We start from the raw sequence: 18,438 nt of genomic DNA, 5'->3' as shown, positions 1-18,438 counted from the left end.
AAAAGTTGGAGGCTGATACGTTGGGCGCAGGCAGAGTAACGGGGGTATATCACGCCGGTATTACCGTCAAAGATATCGAACAATCGATTAAGTTTTACACGGAATTGCTTGGGTTAGAATTAGTATCGCGGCGAGAGGCGGCGGAGGATTATCTATTCCAACTGGTTGCTGTTCCAGGTCTGCAAATGATAAAACTGGCCTTTTTAAAAATTCCGGGAAGTGATGCGCTTGTAGAGCTGCTGGAATATGTGGGGATGGATAGATTTTCGGGAAGCTGCCGATCTTGTGATTATGGATCGGGACATGTTTGCCTTTATGTATCAGATTTAGATGAGATGCATAACCGATTATCGGATTACGGTGTTAAATTTAAATCGAATGCACCCGTGCTGGTTACTTCCGGTCGAAATGAAGGATGTAAGATTATTTATATGATGGACCCGGATGGCTACATTATAGAATTAGTAGAACCGCCTAGTGTTGAATAGGCGAAGATTCAATAAAAAATAAACTGGTATTCATACTGTTAAAAAAATAAATAAATGATGCATTGGTGAAAAAAGTAAGAGGATAACGGGAGGTTGTGTTTATGGCGAACAATAATCAAAGCAAAATCTACAATGCGAGAAAGATGATAAATGGGGTTTTATTGAGCAGCCTTCTAACAGCAGCATTGACCGCATGCGGTTCAAGCGATACAAGTGGTTCACCAAATTCTTCTAGTTCTTCTTCGGAGGGCAGTGACGTAATCAAAGTTGTTCAGATTACCCCTTTTAGCGGAGCTGGAGCGTCATTTGGTGAGTGGGAAGATCAAGCGTTTACGATGGCGATCGAAAATGTGAATGCAGACGGTGGGATCCACGGCCGAAAAATTGAAATAGAAAAGGTTGACTCACAGAGCAATCCGACCATTGCCGTGAATTTGGCCCAAAAGATGGTCAATGATGATGTGGTGGCGGCTTTTGCCACCCCGCTAAGTACAACCACATTGGCTGTTCTGGAGGTATTTAAGCAGGCGAAAGTTCCTCATTTAACAGGTGGTCAGGACCCAGTCATCACTTCCAAGGGAAGCGATTATATTTTCAGATACAATGCCAACAGCAGGGCGTATACGAAAACGGCAGCCGATTATGTCGTGAATAAAAAGGGTTGGAAAAAGCTTGCCGTGATTTCCAACTCGGGAGCCTATGGAAAAGGAGAACGTGATACTTTTGTTGAGGCTTTAAAATCCTTTACTGTCACTCCTGTTGTTGAAGAAGTAGTCACTCCTGATGCTAAGGACTTCACTGCCCAGTTAACGAATATCAAGAACGCAAATCCCGAAGTTTTGTATATCGGCGCGGAAAATATTCAAAGCGGATTAATTGTCAAGCAGGCTCGAGCTTTAGGTATGAATGCACAGATTGTAGGCGGATCGACTTTGGGCTCCCCGGTTTATGTGGAGACAGCAGGAGTCGATGTAGCGGAAGGAACTATCTTTACCACACAGTTCATCGCCAATTCCACTGAAGAAACGAGAGCTTTTAGTAAAGCGTTTAAAGAAAAGTATGGAATTGAGGCGAATTTTAATCATGCAAAGGCTTATGATGGTGCGATGATGTTAATTGAAGCCATGAATAAAGCTTACCCTAACATCGATGGAGAATCGATTCGAAATGCGCTGAGGGAAATCAACTTCCATGGTTTAACGGGAGATTATAAGTTTGATGAAACGGGAGAAGGTTCAGAAAAAGCGCAGATGGGTATCATTAAAAACGGCAAACCTGAAGTGGCAGAGTAGTGTAGATAACTTGGATAGCCGCAGTATTCCTTGCTTTGGAAGAGTCTTCTTTTATGACAGAACTCAAATTGTAATTGTTAGAGGCCAGGTAGCCGAATAAAAAATATAAATAAAGATGAGGAAAAGCCCTCATCTTTATTACTCTAATCAGAAAGGATGATTCGCATAAGCAGTGACTGGAGTTTATATGTATACTTTACGAAGGAGTCAAAGGGATGAATCATTATGATGATTTATAAAGATGGAGTCATTGGAGTAATTAAAATAAACCGTCAGCAATGGGGAGAGCCCCTTAATATTAAAACACTTCTAGGTATAGAAAAAGCTTTGGATCAATGGAAGGATCACAATGGAATTAAAATCATCGTACTTGCTATGGAGAGCGATCTATTATTAGATGCAGAACAGCTGCGAGTACGAGATAAAGCAGTTCAAGACATGTTTATGTTATATCTGTCAAACCTCGGTAAAAAAATAAAAAGCTTTAATAAAGTTACCATGGTAGTTATTAACAGTCATATTTATGCTGAGGAATTGGTGTTGGCTATGGCCTGTGATATTCGTATAGCTGTTGAAAATATTAAACTGCTTAACCTAACAGGCGAAATCATATCGTCACAACATGCGAAAGAGATTGGACTAGTTTCCCAAGTTGTACCCAAAGAGGAACTCTGGCAAACAGTACTGGATAGGGTTTCTCAAGTTTTGGTCAGCAATTCTAGTTCTTTTAAAATAAAGGGAATATCCAGGAATGAAATGTTGAACTACTCAGAAGAGTCGCTATAGTGTTTAAAAAATAAACGTAAATTACAATATCTGTTTTGTTTTTAAATGGGGGTAGATAGGCGAAACCTTGTAATCGCTTAACCTATTGATTGGCATTATTTTTGCTAGTTAGTATAGAAACATGATCATTGAAAGCGGGAGGAAAGTAGATGGAACAACTGGAATCGTTTGGCCGTTTATGCCTAAATCAGGCTACGACTAAAAAATGGAGCCTTAATGAAGCAGTGGAAGGGTGTGCACGAGCAGAGATTCCGTGGATTGGCTTATGGCGTGATAAGGTGGCTGAAACTGGACTAAAAAAAAGCCGGCAGTTGGTTCGGGATGCTGGATTAAAGGTATCGAGCCTGATTGCCGGAGGCTATTTTACAGCTCTTTCCGCGGTTGAGAGGCAAAAGCGATTTGATGAGAACATCCGAGCTATAGAGGAACTGGCCGAACTTGGGGGGAAAGTACTCGTAGTCGTAGGTGGTGTACTGCATGATCGGGATATAGATGGGGCTAGAAAACGGGTCGAAGAAGGGATCGAACAGCTTGTTCCTTACGCTCGTTCTTACGGAATTCAGTTAGGGGTTGAACCGCTTCATCCTATGTACGCTGCTGAAAGAAATGTGATCAACACATTAGCACAAGCGAATGATTTGGTAAAGCGCTATCGACCAGAGAATGTCGGTGTGATAGTAGACGTCTTTCATGTGTGGTGGGATCCTGACTTATATCATCAAATTGCTAGAGCGGGAGAGCATATTGTAGGTTTTCATGTCTCCGATTGGATCGTGCCAACCCCAGATATGTATCTTGGCCGAGGGATGATGGGAGATGGTTTCATTGAGATTCATAGGATTAGAAAGGCGTTGGATGCAGTTGGATATCAGGGACCGATCGAAGCGGAAATCTTTAACCAGTCCATATGGGATCGTCCTGGAGATGAGGTTGTTGCACTGGTGAAGGAACGATATTTAGAGCATGTTTAGATTTTAATATCTCACATTCAAACTTAGGAGGCAGTAAAACATGTCAGATCTTGGACGTATTAATGGGAAAACAAAGTTAATTGGGCTTCTGGCAACACCAATCGGTCACTCAGTTTCTCCCGCTATTCATAACACAGCTTTTCAAAAACTTGGTCTTAATTATGCCTATTTAGCATTCGAGACAGGTCATGATCAGCTAGCAGATGTTGTAACTGGAATGCGCGCGCTAAATGTACGTGGGTTTAATGTATCTATGCCGAACAAAACAAAAATTATCCCTCTGTTGGATGAATTATCACCTGCGGCTCACTTTGCAAATGCAGTCAATACAGTAGTAAATGAAAAAGGTAAATTAATTGGTCATATTACAGATGGTACCGGTTATATGCATTCATTAAGTGATGCAGGTGTAGAGTTCATTGGCAAAAAAATCACGCTGCTGGGTGCAGGAGGCGCAGCAACCGCAATTGCCATTCAAGCAGCATTGGATGGGGTTGCAGAAATATCCATTTTTAACAAGAATGACGCTTTTTTTGAAAGAGCTGTTAAAAATGCTGAGATAATTAATGACCAGATCAAGGATGCCAATGGTAAAGCCAACGTTTATCATCTGGAAGATCTAGATCGGTTGAAAGAAGAAATCGCTGACAGCAGCGTCTTAATCAATGCAACAAGTGTGGGAATGAAGCCGTTTGATGGCGAAAGCCTCATTCCTGATGCTTCTTGGCTGCGTCCAGAGCTGTACGTTTCGGATATCGTATACAATCCGCGTAAAACCAAGTTAATGGAGCAGGCAGAATCAATGGGCTGTAGAACCAGCAATGGATTGGGAATGTTGATCTGGCAGGGGGCCAAAGCGTTTGAAATGTGGATAGGTCAAGAGATGCCTGTTGCCTATGTCCAAGAGCAGATTTTCTCGCAGGAATCCGCGGCGGCGCTGCAAAAAGTATAATTAATGTGAAGGATGGTTTGAAGCCTCAATGCTGTGGGAGTCAAGCCATTTTTTTGTTTTATGCAGTCTCCTTATCTTGATTCGCACAAAAAATGGATTGATTCACACAATAAATGAATTGATTCGAACAAAATTCAAACAGGTCTCGGGATGCAGTCTAAGCCTCATTCCTCACCACACAAAAATCCCTAGGAGCGGCTCCTAGGGATTAAATCATCTATTACTTCTTGGGAATACCTAATTCTTCAGGGCTCACTTTCGCAGCTCCGGCTTCATGCAGCAGCCAAGCGGTTGTGGACTGCCAATCCTTCCAATACTTGATGGCTTCTTCACCAGATAGACCCAGCGGAACTGCTCCTCTTTGCTTCAATTGGTCTTGGAACTTTGGATCTTTCCAGGCCACGGCAAAGGCATCAATTAACTTTTTCTTCACATCATCGGGCGTGTCCTTTTTTACCCAAACGCCATAGAAAGGACCCCATGGCATGTATTTCGCCATATCAGGCAGGATCTCAGAAATAGCAGGGACATCTTTTAACTGCTCGACTCTTTCGTCATTGATGACAGCGAGAATACGAACTTTGCCTGCCTTCGCATTTTCATAGGCAGCAGTGAATCCAGCTACGCTAACATCAACATGGCCACCTAACAATGCGGTAAGGATAGGACCTTCTCCATCGAAGGGAACCATATTATATTTCGTTCCTGTAACTGTACTCAGCATAGTACCGACGGTTTCGGGCTGTGATCCAGGACCGGCAGAACCATATTTAACTTTACCGGGATTTTCCTGTGCGTCTTTAATTACATCTTCTAAGGTTTGATACTTGGAATCTGCAGATACGACAATGGTAGGTAAAACTCGGGCCATGATGTTAATCGGATAAAAGTCATCATAGGTTAACTTAGAGATGCCGAGAACGCCATAAATAGTAGGATTTTCTGCATTAAATAAAATGTTGTAGCCATCGGCTTCTTTATCAAATACATATTGAGTTCCAATCGCACCAGTGGCACCCGTTTTATTGGTTAATACAATCGATTGACCTAATTCCTTTTCAGCTAAAGGAGCAATGGTTCGAGAAAGCGTATCTGTTGCTCCTCCTGCACCCCATGGTATGATGCCCGTGATAGTTTTCGTCGGATAGTTTGCGTTTTCATTTGTTTGCTGTTTTAGAGCAGATTCACTGGGATTTTCATTTGTAGTAGAACTGCTCGATGTACTGCACCCAGCCAAAAGAAGCATACTGATGCATAATAAATAAGCAAGAGAACGTTTTTTAAAGTTACCAAATACCTTCAATTACAACACCCCCATATTTGATATCATCTATTTTTTGAGTGTTCTAGCTAATGGAGCTCTGCACTCTCAAATATAGCCCTTTCATTTCCTCCTCTCTTAGTTGTTCGAATCCCTTCCTTCTTTCACATGTCACTAAAAGAATAATTTGCAATTAGTATGCCAACTGAAACTTAGGGTTTTTCCAATATTTCAGTGAATTAACCGTTTACAATTTGTACGTGCAAATTTATTGCGTTAACATTTTGGACAACTTGGAAGCTTGAGAATGCTATTAGTTTAAAGATGCTATAACTGGCACGAAATTTGCTTGAATAGTTAATAAGTATTACATTGCAGATGAAAAAGGAGTTGGTACAACATGTTAGAGCTATTGAATTTGATAGCTTTCATCACTGTGACAGGTTATGCAGTCTATTTATTTCTCCACATGGTATACAGCAGATATTTATTTGTAAAGCTCGGTAAGAAATCCGCTTTTGAACCGAACTTAAAAGAACGAATAAATGCTGTGTTAGTTAATGGATTCGGTCAGCGAAAATTGTTTAAAGACAAAAAAAGCGGTTGTATGCATTTGATTTTGTTTTATGGCTTTATGATCATCCAAATTGGACTCATCGAAATTATTATCAAAGGATTTATTAAAGGCTATGAATTCCCTTTCGGAGAAGCTCATAAATATTTCAGTTTCATGCAGGAGTGGACGACCTTCCTCATGCTGTGCGCGGTGGTCTATGGGTTTTACCGGCGCTATGGTGAGAAGCTAAAGCGGCTGCAGTGGAAACGTGATGACAAAGCAGCCTTTGTCTATATTGCCCTGGCCATACTGACGCTGTCGATTCTGTTGCTTCTTGGCTTCGAAACGGTGATGCTTGGGCACCATCCGAATTTTGTCTATGCTCCATTTTCCGGGGTCATTGCAGCGGCGTTCTTCAGCATCGGTACGACGGCAGGAACCGTATTGTTCTTCGTATTTTGGTGGGTACACATGCTTACGGTATTATCTTTCATGGTATTCGTTCCGCAGTCGAAGCAGGCGCATGAGCTATTCGCCATGTTCAATATCTTTTTCAAGAAAGTCGGACCTGTTGGGAAACTAAGGAATATTGATTTTGAGGATGAAGAAGTTGAGGAATACGGAGTAGGAAAAATAGAGAATTTTACCCAGATGCAACTGGTTGATTTATACGCCTGCGCGGAATGCGGACGATGCACGAATATGTGCCCCGCTTCAGGAACCGGGAAGACCTTATCTCCAATGGATCTCATCGTCAAGATGAGGGATCATTTGACAGAAAAAGGAGCGGCTGTTACCTCCCGTAGCCCATGGATGCCCGGTTTTGTTTTTGGATCTTCTGCATTATCCCCTTCATTAGCGGCTGAAGCGGCTGCTCAAGAAACCGCGGCAACATTGGAAACACCTAATTTGATTGGCGATGTGATTACCGAGGAGGAATTATGGGCCTGTACGACATGCAGGAATTGTGAAGACCAATGTCCGGTGGCTAACGAACATGTGGACAAAATCATTGATATGAGGCGTTATTTAGTCTTGACCGAAGGCAACATGCCTCATGAAGCTTCTCGTTATTTTCAAAACATTGAGCGACAGAGCAACCCATGGGGGATTAACCGAAAGGAACGGATCAAATGGCGTGAAGAACGTAATGACATTTATGTTCCAACTGTATATGAGGTAGAAGAGTTTGAATATCTGTTATGGGTGGGATCCATGGGATCATTTGATAAGCGAAGCCAAAAGATTGTACAATCGTTCGCCAAAATTATGAATTTGGCAGGTGTGAAGTTCGCCATTCTCGGGAATGAGGAGCGCAACTCAGGGGATACAGCTCGTCGAATGGGTAATGAATTCTTATTTCAGCAACTGGCTCAAGAAAACATCGCCAATTTTCAGGCTTACGAGGTCAAGAAGATTGTTACTATTGACCCTCATGCTTATAACACGTTTAAGAATGAATATCCAGAGTTTGGATTAGAGGCCGAAGTTTATCACCATACCCAGCTGCTCTATCAATTGATTCAAGAAGGCAAAATTAAGCCAACGAAGGAAGTTAATGAGATGATTGCCTACCATGATTCCTGCTATCTAGGCAGATATAATAACATCTACGATATTCCACGTGAAATTTTGCGTTCTATTCCAGGTGTTAAAATAATAGAAATGGAACGTAATCGTGACGATGCCATGTGTTGCGGAGCAGGCGGCGGAATGATGTGGATGGAAGAAACACAAGGAAAGCGAATTAATGTAGAACGAACAGAACAAGCCTTGGGTGTAAATCCGACTACGATCGGAAGCAATTGTCCTTATTGCTTAACGATGTTAAGTGATGGAACAAAGGCAAAGGAAGTAGAAGAACAAGTAAAAACATTAGATATAGCGGAAATTTTAGAGAGGTCTTTACTATAATAAATATTGGGATGGTAGTGATTTTCATGTTATTAAAAAGGTTATTGGAAGATTTTAATCAGTTAAGATCAAGTATGGAAGAGGCAAGTGTATTGTATGGGTTAGCAGATCCGAGAGTAATAGAATATAGTCGAAAATTGGATGATTTGCATAATAAAATTAATGTCATAAAATATGGCTATAAAAAGCAGATAGGTATTATAAAACAATAACAGTATTAGGCTAAATCCTTATAGGATTTGGCCTTTTTTTGATAAAAAATAAAGATTTTAAGCGCTACCAAACGAAAATATAATGAGTTATAATATTGATGAGGCGTTCAATATTTAAACAAGTGTTATAATTTTTAACGTTTTTTAAATGGACTCGATAAAACTGGTGCAGTAGCAGGGGGGTACTGATGAATTATAGAATGATTATGACATCCGGATATCCTGAGATGACACGAATGATACAGAAAATTGCTGACGAACTTGGTTTTGCAGTAACAGTGGTTGAAGGAATTTTACTGGAGGCTGCACAAGAAGTGAAGAACCTTGTTTCAAAGGGCGGTTATGAGGTTGTCATCAGCCGAGCTGGAACAGCTAAGACTATTTCTGAATTGATAGATATACCCGTTGTTTATAGTGATACTAGTGACTTTGACTTGTTGCAGGCATTTATCCGTGCAAAAGAATTTGGAGATAAAATAGGTTATTTAGCCTATTTTGAAAAGGGCTTTCCATTCAATTTGGATAAAATACAAGAGACATTGGGGTTTGATGTTACGATTTTCCCCTATGAAAAATGGGATGATTTGATCGAACAAGTGAAAAAGGCAAAAACATTAGGCATGGATGTATTGGTTGGCGGAGGAATTCGGGCGTCAGAAATCATTAAAAATCATGGAATGCGGAGTATGTATATCACGACAAGCGAAAGAACTATTAAGCGGACATTGATCCGTGCCAGCCAATTAGTCCAAAACCGAATCTTGATTAAAGAAAAAGCAGAGCGGTTAAATGCTGTCATCAACGTTTCGGAGGAAGGGATTTTATTCCTTAATAAAGAGGGTCAAATTGAATCCTTCAATCCAGCTGCTGAAAAGATGTTTGGTATTAAAGAATACATGGTCCTTGGGAAAAAACATCATGAATTGATGAATAGGCAGCTTGTTCAATTATTAAAGCATGATAAGGTATATTCGGGAAAAGGAGATTTTATTCTGGAGAATATGGTTGTCACACATGAACCGGTTATCGTTGGCGATGATCAAATGGGAATCGTCATCACTTGCCGGGAGTTCAGTAAGATTCAGCAGTTAGAGAGCCAAATTAGACGAGAGCTGCATTCTAAAGGTCTCGTTGCCCGAATTACTTTGAGTGATATTTGCCATACATCTGAAAAAATGAGTGAAGTTTTGAAACTGGCAAATGAATACGCCAAAGCGGATTCGACGGTCCTAGTTATGGGGGAAAGCGGTACGGGGAAAGAGTTGATCGCTCAGGGCATTCATAATGCAAGCAATAGAAAAGATGGACCGTTTGTCGCTGTGAACTGTGCGGCTCTACCGGAATCATTGTTGGAAAGCGAATTATTTGGTTATGCGGATGGTGCCTTTACCGGGGCAAAGAAAGGGGGACGTGCAGGAGTTTTTGAGCTTGCCCATGACGGAACCATCTTTCTTGATGAAATTGGGGAAATAACACCAAATATTCAAGCGCGTCTTTTAAGGGTGCTGCAGGAAAAGGAGGTCATGCGGGTTGGTGGTGATCGAATTATTCCTGTTGATATTCGAATCGTAGCCGCAACGAATCAGAAATTATGGAAGCTGGTTAAAGAGGGGAAATTTCGCGCAGATCTTTATTTTCGACTGGGGGTACTGCGCTTGGAGTTACCGCCGCTGCACCAGCGCCGCGAAGATCTTCCTACCCTTGTGGATCATTTATTAGCACGCATCAAGTCATCGTTAAACTGGAATGACTTTTCGGAAAAGCTTCAGCAGTTCTTTATGGCGTATAATTGGCCGGGGAATGTAAGACAATTGGAAAACGTGGTAGAGAGACTTCATTTATGGCTTCAGCATTCAAAGGATGAGGACGCTTTTATTAAAGATGTCTTAAGAGAAACGGAAGATGAGCAGGATTCCTTGGTTGTCCTGCATAACGATGATTCCTTGGTTATTCGGTATGGTACGATTGACGAGATCGAAAAGCAGGTGATAACTCATATGCTTGAGCGTTTCGATAATAATAGAACGTTAGTAGCCGAAAAATTAGGGATGAGCCGAACAACATTATGGAAAAAACTAAGCAATGAAAACTAGGGTCCGGTAGGGCCCTTTTGTTAAATATTCAGGTTTAAAAGTGAACAAGAATAGGATACATGTTTTATTTTTGAACAGTTCTAAATAAGAAAAGTAATATTAAAACTGATATTTTTTGGCATGATTATTGCTTGTAAAATAATTGCAGAGAGATACGGAGGTGAGGAGTACGTGGGGGATCGTGTACTGCTGGAAAAAAGCAATGGAATAGCAAGCGTTTACTTAAATGAGCCAAACTCATTAAATGCCCTAAGTATGCCGCTCAAAGAAGAACTATTAAGTATTTTGAGAAGCATTGAAAAGGATCCGGATGTGGGCGTTGTTATTTTAGCAGGAAAAGGCAAATCATTCTGCGCTGGTGGAGATGTCAAGGCCATGGTGGAGATGACGAATCCACTGGAAATCAAAAGAATGATGGACGAATCGGCTAAAATGGTAGAGACGATCCGCAGAATGCCAAAGATTGTCATTGCAGCCGTTCAAGGATATGCTGCAGGTGCTGGTTTTAGTCTAGCGTTGGCAGCGGACATGATCGTGGCGGAAGAAGGCGCGAGGTTCGTCCTTTCTTTTAAAAATGTTGGTTTAATCCCTGATTTGGGGATGCATTATTCTTTACCTAAAATGTTAGGAGAATGGAAAGCGAAAGAATGGATTTGGAAAGGGGCTAAGATTACGGCGGAAGAAGCCTATCAATACGGTATCGTCAAGGAGGTAGTTCCTGATGGGAAGGGATATGAGAAAGCTTGTGAAGCTGCCCAGGAGCTGGTCAAAGGCCCTATACAGGCTTATATCTATTCAAAATCCCTCATTAACAGCGCTTCAAGCTTAAAGATTGAGGATGTTTTTAGGTTGGAGAATGACGCGCAGACCATTTTGCGTGGGAGCTCTGACCATAAAGAAGGCGTCAGCGCATTTTTAGAAAAAAGAGCCCCGAAGTTTACAGGCCGTTAACCTGAATGAATGGAGGAATAAAAGAAGATGACAAGACAATTTTCCCTAGCTCACCTTACGGTGCTTGAATGTGCACCGCCCGAGATGATTTATATGGCCGCGCGAGCCGGCTATGATTTCGTAAGTTTACGGCCTATTGGTGTAGGAACGGTCAACGAGCCTCAATATCGATTGGCTGAGGATAAGGAGTTGATGCGGCAGACCAAAGCGGCATTTGCTGAGACGGGACTTAAGCTCCTCGACATCGAAATGGTGCGCATTTATGATGGTGTCGATCCAAAGGTTTATGTACCTGCCTTCGAAGCAGCTGCCGAGCTGGGCGGACGACATGTTCTTACAACGGTTCAAACCGATGATCGTAGCTTTGCAACGGAACGTTTTGCGGAAATTTGTGAACTGGCTAAACCGTTTCGACTGACGATCGATCTAGAGTTTATTACTTGGTACAATATCTCGACTTTGCAGGATGCAGCTGAAATCATCCGCAAAGCGAATGTCGAAAATGGGGGGATTTTAGTCGATACCCTGCATTTTAACCGCTCCAAACTTGATCTCGCTGAGCTGGATACCGTACCGCGTGAATGGTTCCACTTTGCCCATGTCTGCGATGCGCCTAAAGAAATTCCAACCACGAAGGAAGGGCTGATCTACACCGCGCGTGAGGAGCGATTCTATTTGGGTGAAGGCGGCATTGATGTTGCGTCCATTCTCAATCGGATGCCAGTCATCCCTTATTCCTTGGAGATCCCACATGACAAGCGGGCTCAAGAATTGGGTTATGAGGAGCATGCTATACGCTGCCTGCAAAAGGCAAAAGAGTACCTCGATAAACAGGCGGGAATCAATTGTGAACTATCCGGGGGACGCAAGTAATCGAAGTCCATAGCGCTTCCCCTTACATGGAGAGAACGGAGAGCAAAAATGATCGAATTATATTTAAAAAATCCGAACGAAATGGAAATCAGACAGGCTGAAGCGTTACCGTCCCTGCAAGCCGATGAAGTAAAGATAAAGATTATCTATGGCGGGATTTGTGGAACAGATTTACGGGTACTTCAGGGGAAGATTCCCTATGCCGCTTATCCTCTTCGACCGGGTCATGAAGTAGTAGGGAGGATTATTGAGGCGGGAAAAGATGCGAAATATGAAATTGGTACGCGGGTCGTTGTTCTGCCTAATACCTACTGCGGTGGCTGTGATTTGTGCTTAAAGGGAAAAACCAATATATGCCGTGATAAGAAGTCGCTGGGCGTGAATTTCGATGGGGCGTTTGCAGAAGAATTTATTATTTCATCCCGATATGTTCTGCCTGTTCCTGAAGATCTCCCGGATGAAAAAGCGGTGTTAATTGAACCGTTTGCTGTTGTTGTGCATGCTTTGAAAAAGGTGGAAATTCAGCAGGGGACTTCAGTTGGGATCGTTGGCTGTGGGAATGAGGGGATGCTGGCCGCTGCCTTGGCTCTTCATTTAGGAGCGCATGTTACGGCCATCGACATTAATCAAACAAAGCTGGATTTGGTGAAGATTCTCGGAGATATCCGTGTGATGCAGCCTTATGAAATCACAAACGAAACGTTTGATGTCGTGATTGAGGCGGCTGGAGCAAGAAGCTCTGTTGAGCAGGGGATACAGCTGGTTAGTCCCGGAGGAGCGATGGTTTTCATAGGACTAACTCCCGAAGCTAATTTACCGGTGATTCAAGTGGTCCGAAATGAAATTACTCTTTATGGATCGATCATTTATAACTTCCCGTCTGACTTTATACAGACGATAGAATATTTGCGAAATCCTGAGTTTAATGCAGCTCCCGTTGTGTCCAAGGTTATGCCATTCACTGAATATCAACAAGCCTTCGACATGGCGGCCTCAGGAAATTACGGAAAGATTGTATTGGATTTTCAGAAGTAGAATTAGATCGATGTAAAATTTGAAATCTTACGATTCAATAGAATAATAGGGATCGTTCTAAAAATAAACGTCGTGTTTTGTATTTGGACGAGAACTCAGAGAACAGCACTTGCTCCACTGATGTTATTAGTTGGCATCCTTTTTGCTTGTTTTATAGATTAAGAGATGCTTGGGAGGTGCTGCAGTAAAAATACGAATACGGAGTAGTACTTCTGTGGTTCACCCTACACCAACGCATGTAAAATATTGGGAATTGAGGTAATCTTAAAATGGAGAAAATGAAAGTAGTTTCTTTTATCGATGGACAGTGGGTAAACCCTACTCACGATTCGGATCCAGTTTACAATCCTTACACCAATGAAGTGATTGCTGAGAAGTGGGAAGCAACCCCGGAAGAGGTTGAAAAAGCGATTGCATCAGCTTTTGCTGCGAAAAAGGATGTAGCTAAAATTCCATCCTATGAAAGAGCAAACATTTTGAAAAGAGCGGCCATGCTTCTTAATAAAGAAAAAGAGCGATTTGCTAAGCTTATCTCGCTAGAATTAGGGAAGCCGATCAAAAATACTCTTGATGAGGTATCGCGTTCTGTAAATACATTAGAGCTATCAGCAGAGGAAGCCAAACGATTAATCGGGGAAACGATTCCTGGTGATGCCTCGGATCGAGGAACAAAAGCAATCGCAGCCACCTTCCGTGTGCCGATTGGTGTGGTAGCTGCCATTACGCCATTTAATGCTCCGTTAAACCTAGTTTGCCATAAGGTAGGACCAGCATTCGCTGCAGGAAACAGCATCATTCTTAAGCCAGCATCGCAAACACCGTTGATTGCTATGGAATTTGTTAAATTGTTACTGGAAGCTGGTTTTCCTCCGAAAAGTATAAATCTTGTTTATGGTGGAAGACACGTAGTTCAGCCTATCGTTAAGGATGATCGTGTGAATATTATCTCTTTTACAGGTGGAGTGGAAGCTGCACGCAATATCAGTGCTGTATCCGGATTGAAAAGAGTGATCTCGGAACTAGGTGGAAATGCCGCAACCATTATTCATGAAGATGCAGATATTGTACGGGCTGCCCAGATGTGTGCAAAAAGCGGATTTAGTAATTCCGGACAGACTTGTATTTCTGTACAGCGGATCTATGTTCACCAATCACTTGTCAGCTCCTTTACCGAATTGTTAAAGCAGGAAGTATCCCAATTAAAAATAGGAGATCCATTACTGCTAGATACGGATATCGGATGCTTAGTAGATGAAGTGAACGCTAAGCGTATGATCGATTGGATTGAAGAAGCCAAAGCATCCGGTGCTGAAGTCATCTGTGGTGGAAGAAGAAACGGTGCACAGGTAGAACCGACCGTATTATTTAATCCGAAAAAACAAAATAAAGTCGTATGTGACGAGGCTTTTGGTCCGATCGTCAGCATTATCCCTTACGAAACGATTGAGGAAGCCATCGCGGAGACGAATGATTCTTCCTTTGGATTACAGGCAGGATTGTTCACCAACCGTATGGATATCGCCTATAAAGTAGCCCATGAATTAGAACAGGGCGGTGTGGTAATTAACGGAACATCTAACTTCCGATTAGATCATTGGCCTTATGGAGGAATCAAGGACAGCGGAGTAGGACGTGAGGGCCCTCGTTTTGCTATCGAAGATTTTACTGAATTGAAAATGATCGTATTCCAAATCTCTTAATTTGATAGGAAGCAGCCGGAGTAAAAAGTCTGTTGGCCTGAGGATATATTTTCAAAATATGTCATTCAGTGCGTATCAGCAGGCTTTTGAAACGGCTTTATATAGAAATGATAGATGATTTTAAATTTGAAGGAGGATTAACGTGCAAAAGAACCATGTTGCAAACCAATTGGTCAAATATCTTGAAAATAGGGGAGTAGAACATATCTTTGGGCTGTGCGGGCATACAAATATCGCTGTATTATCTGCTTTAGAAAACAGCACGATCAAATTCGTGAATACACGCCACGAACAAGTTGCTGCCCATATGGCAGACGGATATGCCCGAGCTAAAAAGAAAGCCTCTGTCGTCTTGACACACTTAGGGCCTGGGCTGACCAATACAGTCACAGCAGTTGGAACAGCGGCTCTCGATTCCGTTCCGATGGTCGTGATTGCCGGGGATATTCCCACTCATTATTATGGAAAGCATCCACACCAAGAAGTGAATCTGCATGCGGATGCAGCACAATATGAAATCTTTCGCCCGATTGTGAAGCGTGCATGGCGCGTCGAACGCCCTGATTTATTCCCAGAAATTATTGAGAAGGCTTTCCAGTTAGCTGAAAGCGGAAGACCAGGTCCAGTTTTAGTATCTGTACCCATGGATATTTTCTCCAAAGATGTTGATCCTGCGTTGTTTGATCGTTTAACACATCATACGAAAACGCTTCAAAAACCAACGATTGATCAAGAAATCGCGAAACAAATAATAGAAAAGATGACGAATGCTAAAAATCCTCTTATTTACGTAGGGGGAGGAATCATGCTGGCGGATGCATCTGAGGAATTAAGAGTATTAGTCGACCTTCTGCAGATTCCTGTGGTGCACAGCGCAATGGGTAAGGGTGCTGTTTCCGATGACCATCCGCTGACGATAGGATTAACCGGTTTCTGGGGATCGAAGTTTACCAATGAAAAATGTAAAAAGGCAGATTATATTTTAGCTCTTGGGACTCGTTTTGCTGAAGCAGATTGCAGTTCATGGGAATCAGAGTATACGTTTAATTTCCCGCCTACCAAATTGATACACATTGACATCGATCCTAGTGAAATTGGAAGAAACTATCCGGTAGAAATTGGCGCCGTGGCCGATTTGAAGCAGGCACTTACTGTGCTGGTCAGGACAGCTATAGAGATTGCTCCGAATGTGCCGTCCAATGATCAATTAAAAGCAGAAATTGCTGCCTATAAAGAAGACTTTATCAGACAAAATCAAGAAAATACTCGCAGTACAGCTTATCCAATGAGACCAGAACGTATTCTACAGGAGGTTCGTGAAGTCCTACCAAGAGATGCTTATGTTACAACCGATGTGGGTTGGAATAAAAATGGGGTCGGCCAGCGATTCCCGATTTATGAAGCAGGTACTGTTCTTACTCCTGGTGGTTTTGCTACGATGGGATTTGGGTCACCGGCTGCTTTAGGTGTGAAAGTAGCTAAACCGGATAAAGTGGTCGTTTCTCTCGTTGGCGATGGCGGCTTTGGTCAAAATCCCGCAGTTCTAGCTACTGCTGCGGAAGAAAATATACCTGTCATTTGGGTTATCATGAATAACAGCTCTTATGGAGTCATTGCCGGATTGCAAAAGGCCCATTTCGATACCACCTTTGGTACAAGATTTTTCAAAGATGGTGAATCTTACAGCCCTGACTTTGCCGCCATGGCTAAATCGTTTGGGGTAGAAGGGGTAAAAATTCAATCGGCAGAGGAATTCAAGCCTGCTCTTGAGCGAGCTGTTTCCTCCAACAGACCATTCGTTATTGATGTAGCAATGATGAATGTGCCTACTCCAACGACAGGCCACTGGAACATTATGGATATATATTCTCCAGGTGAAAAGAAATCGCATGTGACCGTGTAATATAAAATATGAAATTGGTTGGTGAGGGACATCAACGAGAAATAGCAGAACAGTATTGTCAAGATGCAGAAAAACATTACAAAATGCATTAGAGAACTATTCTTCCATTCCTAATAAAGTTTCTTCTATTGTAATGGAAGGTAGTGTGCTCCTTGAACAAGCAGATCAACTCAACTGTGATACCATTGTTTTAGGTTGCAGAGGTTTAAGCAGCATCAAGGAATTAGTCCTGGGGAGTGTCAGTCATCAAGTGGTACAGCGTTCCTCGGCTATGGTTCTTATTGTAAAATAGCCAATTTAATCATAAGTCTTCCACAAAACTCTCCGTATTCGTAGAATGGTTATAAACGATACGGAGAAGCTTTTTTTAATTAATAAGAGGTGATTCTATGAAAAAGGTCAGAATAGCGGTATTGGGTTTGAACCATGGGTACAAGTTTGCTAAAGACGCTTTGACCATACCTGGGGTAGAGTTAGTAGCCGTGGCGGGTGATAATGACTTATCCGTAGAAAGAGCAAAAGAGCTGAATGTGCCCCTGTACAAAAATTACAAGAACTTAATCAATGAATGCGACTTAGATGGGGTGATTGTGACTCTGCCGAATCATTTGCATAGAGAAGCAACGGAGATCGCCGCTCGTAAGGGAATCCATGTACTAGTTGAAAAGCCCATTGCTGATACCGTGGAAGATGGAGAAGCGATGATCCAAGTATGCGCTGAACATCATGTTCAATTAATGGTAGGGCATCATCGTCGTTTTTCCAGCAGAATCAAGAAGCTGAAAGAAGTCATTGATTCAGGAATGATTGGAGAGCTTGTAGGCGTTAATATGATGTGGGTTCTTGCTAAAGATCGGCCATATTTCCAAGAGAAATGGAGAGTTTCCTCAGGGGGAGGACCTCTACTCATCAATGGTATTCACGATATTGATAACTTAAGATATGTAACAGGGTTAAACATTGAAAGTGTGTACGCCGCTGCGCGCAATATCATTAGAAACCATGCGGTTGAGGATTCAGCTTCGATTATTTTAGAAACAACCGAAGGAGCAACGATTAATTACTTTGTGTCCGATGGGGTCCCTGCACCATGGAATTACGAATTTAATCTCAGAGAAAATCCAAAGTACGTCGCCTATGATGAAAACTGCTACTATTTCTTCGGTACAAAAGGAAGTATTTCTTTTCCAAGTTTTAATGTGCACACCTACGATGAGGAGAAGTATGGTTGGGAGCATCCATTAGTGATCGAGAAATTGAATGTTGAGGAAAACGATCCGATGACTTCCGAACTGCTCAATTTTGTAGACGTATTAAGGGGGGAAGCAGAGCCAGTCGTAACCGGAAAGGATGCACTTGAAACACTAAAGGTTTTAAACGCAATAAGAGAGTCTGCTGAAAAGAAACAGAAGATGAATATTCAAACGAACGCTGTAGCAGCATATTAACTT

At 42.1% G+C, this 18,438-nt stretch carries 16 protein-coding genes; 15 read left to right on the top strand and 1 reads right to left on the bottom strand.

Annotated features, from left to right (window positions below; all coding sequences use genetic code 11):
* The first annotated feature begins 20 nt into the window (after nucleotides 1-20).
* The 5 genes from ABLT31_RS30290 to ABLT31_RS30270 all read left to right on the top strand — a co-directional run bounded on the left by ABLT31_RS30290 (nucleotide 21) and on the right by ABLT31_RS30270 (nucleotide 4,489).
* Nucleotides 21-488 (top strand): VOC family protein, encoded by a 468-nt coding sequence (locus tag ABLT31_RS30290; RefSeq protein ID WP_367758725.1) that lies wholly within the window; start codon nucleotides 21-23, stop codon nucleotides 486-488.
* Nucleotides 489-589: 101 nt separating this feature from the next.
* On the top strand, nucleotides 590-1,780 hold the full coding sequence (locus tag ABLT31_RS30285; protein ID WP_367758723.1) for an ABC transporter substrate-binding protein: 1,191 nt from the start codon (nucleotides 590-592) through the stop codon (nucleotides 1,778-1,780).
* A gap of 225 nt (nucleotides 1,781-2,005) precedes the next feature.
* Nucleotides 2,006-2,566 (top strand): enoyl-CoA hydratase/isomerase family protein, encoded by a 561-nt coding sequence (locus ABLT31_RS30280; protein ID WP_367758721.1) that lies wholly within the window; start codon nucleotides 2,006-2,008, stop codon nucleotides 2,564-2,566.
* Nucleotides 2,567-2,715: 149 nt separating this feature from the next.
* The gene (locus tag ABLT31_RS30275; RefSeq protein ID WP_367758719.1) at nucleotides 2,716-3,537 is read left to right on the top strand and encodes a sugar phosphate isomerase/epimerase family protein; all 822 of its coding nucleotides are present in this window, start codon (nucleotides 2,716-2,718) and stop codon (nucleotides 3,535-3,537) included.
* A gap of 40 nt (nucleotides 3,538-3,577) precedes the next feature.
* Nucleotides 3,578-4,489: a shikimate dehydrogenase gene (locus ABLT31_RS30270; protein WP_367758717.1), complete on the top strand. Its 912-nt coding sequence runs from the start codon at nucleotides 3,578-3,580 to the stop codon at nucleotides 4,487-4,489.
* Nucleotides 4,490-4,709: 220 nt separating this feature from the next.
* On the opposite strand, the gene ABLT31_RS30265 is transcribed toward ABLT31_RS30270, so the two are convergent.
* Complete coding sequence (locus tag ABLT31_RS30265; protein ID WP_367758715.1) at nucleotides 4,710-5,792, bottom strand: tripartite tricarboxylate transporter substrate binding protein; 1,083 nt, start codon at nucleotides 5,790-5,792, stop codon at nucleotides 4,710-4,712.
* Nucleotides 5,793-6,150: 358 nt separating this feature from the next.
* Here ABLT31_RS30265 and ABLT31_RS30260 point away from each other — a divergent pair, with 358 nt between their 5' ends.
* From ABLT31_RS30260 to ABLT31_RS30215, 10 genes are all read left to right on the top strand, one after another.
* Nucleotides 6,151-8,220: a (Fe-S)-binding protein gene (locus ABLT31_RS30260; protein WP_367758713.1), complete on the top strand. Its 2,070-nt coding sequence runs from the start codon at nucleotides 6,151-6,153 to the stop codon at nucleotides 8,218-8,220.
* An 11-nt stretch (nucleotides 8,221-8,231) separates the two neighbouring features.
* Nucleotides 8,232-8,432 (top strand): Spo0E family sporulation regulatory protein-aspartic acid phosphatase, encoded by a 201-nt coding sequence (locus ABLT31_RS30255; RefSeq protein WP_367758711.1) that lies wholly within the window; start codon nucleotides 8,232-8,234, stop codon nucleotides 8,430-8,432.
* Between the two features lie 188 nt (nucleotides 8,433-8,620).
* The gene (locus ABLT31_RS30250; RefSeq protein WP_367758709.1) at nucleotides 8,621-10,525 is read left to right on the top strand and encodes a sigma 54-interacting transcriptional regulator; all 1,905 of its coding nucleotides are present in this window, start codon (nucleotides 8,621-8,623) and stop codon (nucleotides 10,523-10,525) included.
* A 171-nt stretch (nucleotides 10,526-10,696) separates the two neighbouring features.
* Complete coding sequence (locus ABLT31_RS30245) at nucleotides 10,697-11,476, top strand: enoyl-CoA hydratase/isomerase family protein (protein WP_367758707.1); 780 nt, start codon at nucleotides 10,697-10,699, stop codon at nucleotides 11,474-11,476.
* Between the two features lie 27 nt (nucleotides 11,477-11,503).
* Nucleotides 11,504-12,349, top strand: coding sequence for a sugar phosphate isomerase/epimerase family protein (locus ABLT31_RS30240; RefSeq protein WP_367758705.1), 846 nt, complete (start codon nucleotides 11,504-11,506; stop codon nucleotides 12,347-12,349).
* A gap of 48 nt (nucleotides 12,350-12,397) precedes the next feature.
* A complete protein-coding gene (locus tag ABLT31_RS30235; protein WP_367758703.1) occupies nucleotides 12,398-13,384 on the top strand; it encodes a zinc-dependent alcohol dehydrogenase in 987 nt (328 codons plus the stop codon).
* Nucleotides 13,385-13,662: 278 nt separating this feature from the next.
* Entirely contained in the window at nucleotides 13,663-15,084 is a 1,422-nt protein-coding gene (locus ABLT31_RS30230) for an aldehyde dehydrogenase family protein (RefSeq protein ID WP_367758701.1), read from the top strand.
* Between the two features lie 142 nt (nucleotides 15,085-15,226).
* Entirely contained in the window at nucleotides 15,227-16,987 is a 1,761-nt protein-coding gene (locus ABLT31_RS30225; protein WP_367758699.1) for a thiamine pyrophosphate-binding protein, read from the top strand.
* A 133-nt stretch (nucleotides 16,988-17,120) separates the two neighbouring features.
* A complete protein-coding gene (locus tag ABLT31_RS30220) occupies nucleotides 17,121-17,279 on the top strand; it encodes a universal stress protein (RefSeq protein WP_367758697.1) in 159 nt (52 codons plus the stop codon).
* 97 nt (nucleotides 17,280-17,376) lie between these two features.
* Nucleotides 17,377-18,435 (top strand): Gfo/Idh/MocA family protein, encoded by a 1,059-nt coding sequence (locus tag ABLT31_RS30215; protein WP_367758695.1) that lies wholly within the window; start codon nucleotides 17,377-17,379, stop codon nucleotides 18,433-18,435.
* Nucleotides 18,436-18,438: the final 3 nt, after the last annotated feature.

Source organism: Ammoniphilus soli (assembly GCF_040813775.1).
The sequence above is the reverse complement of the archived record's forward strand: the minus strand, read 5'-3'. Positions and strand labels throughout refer to the sequence as shown.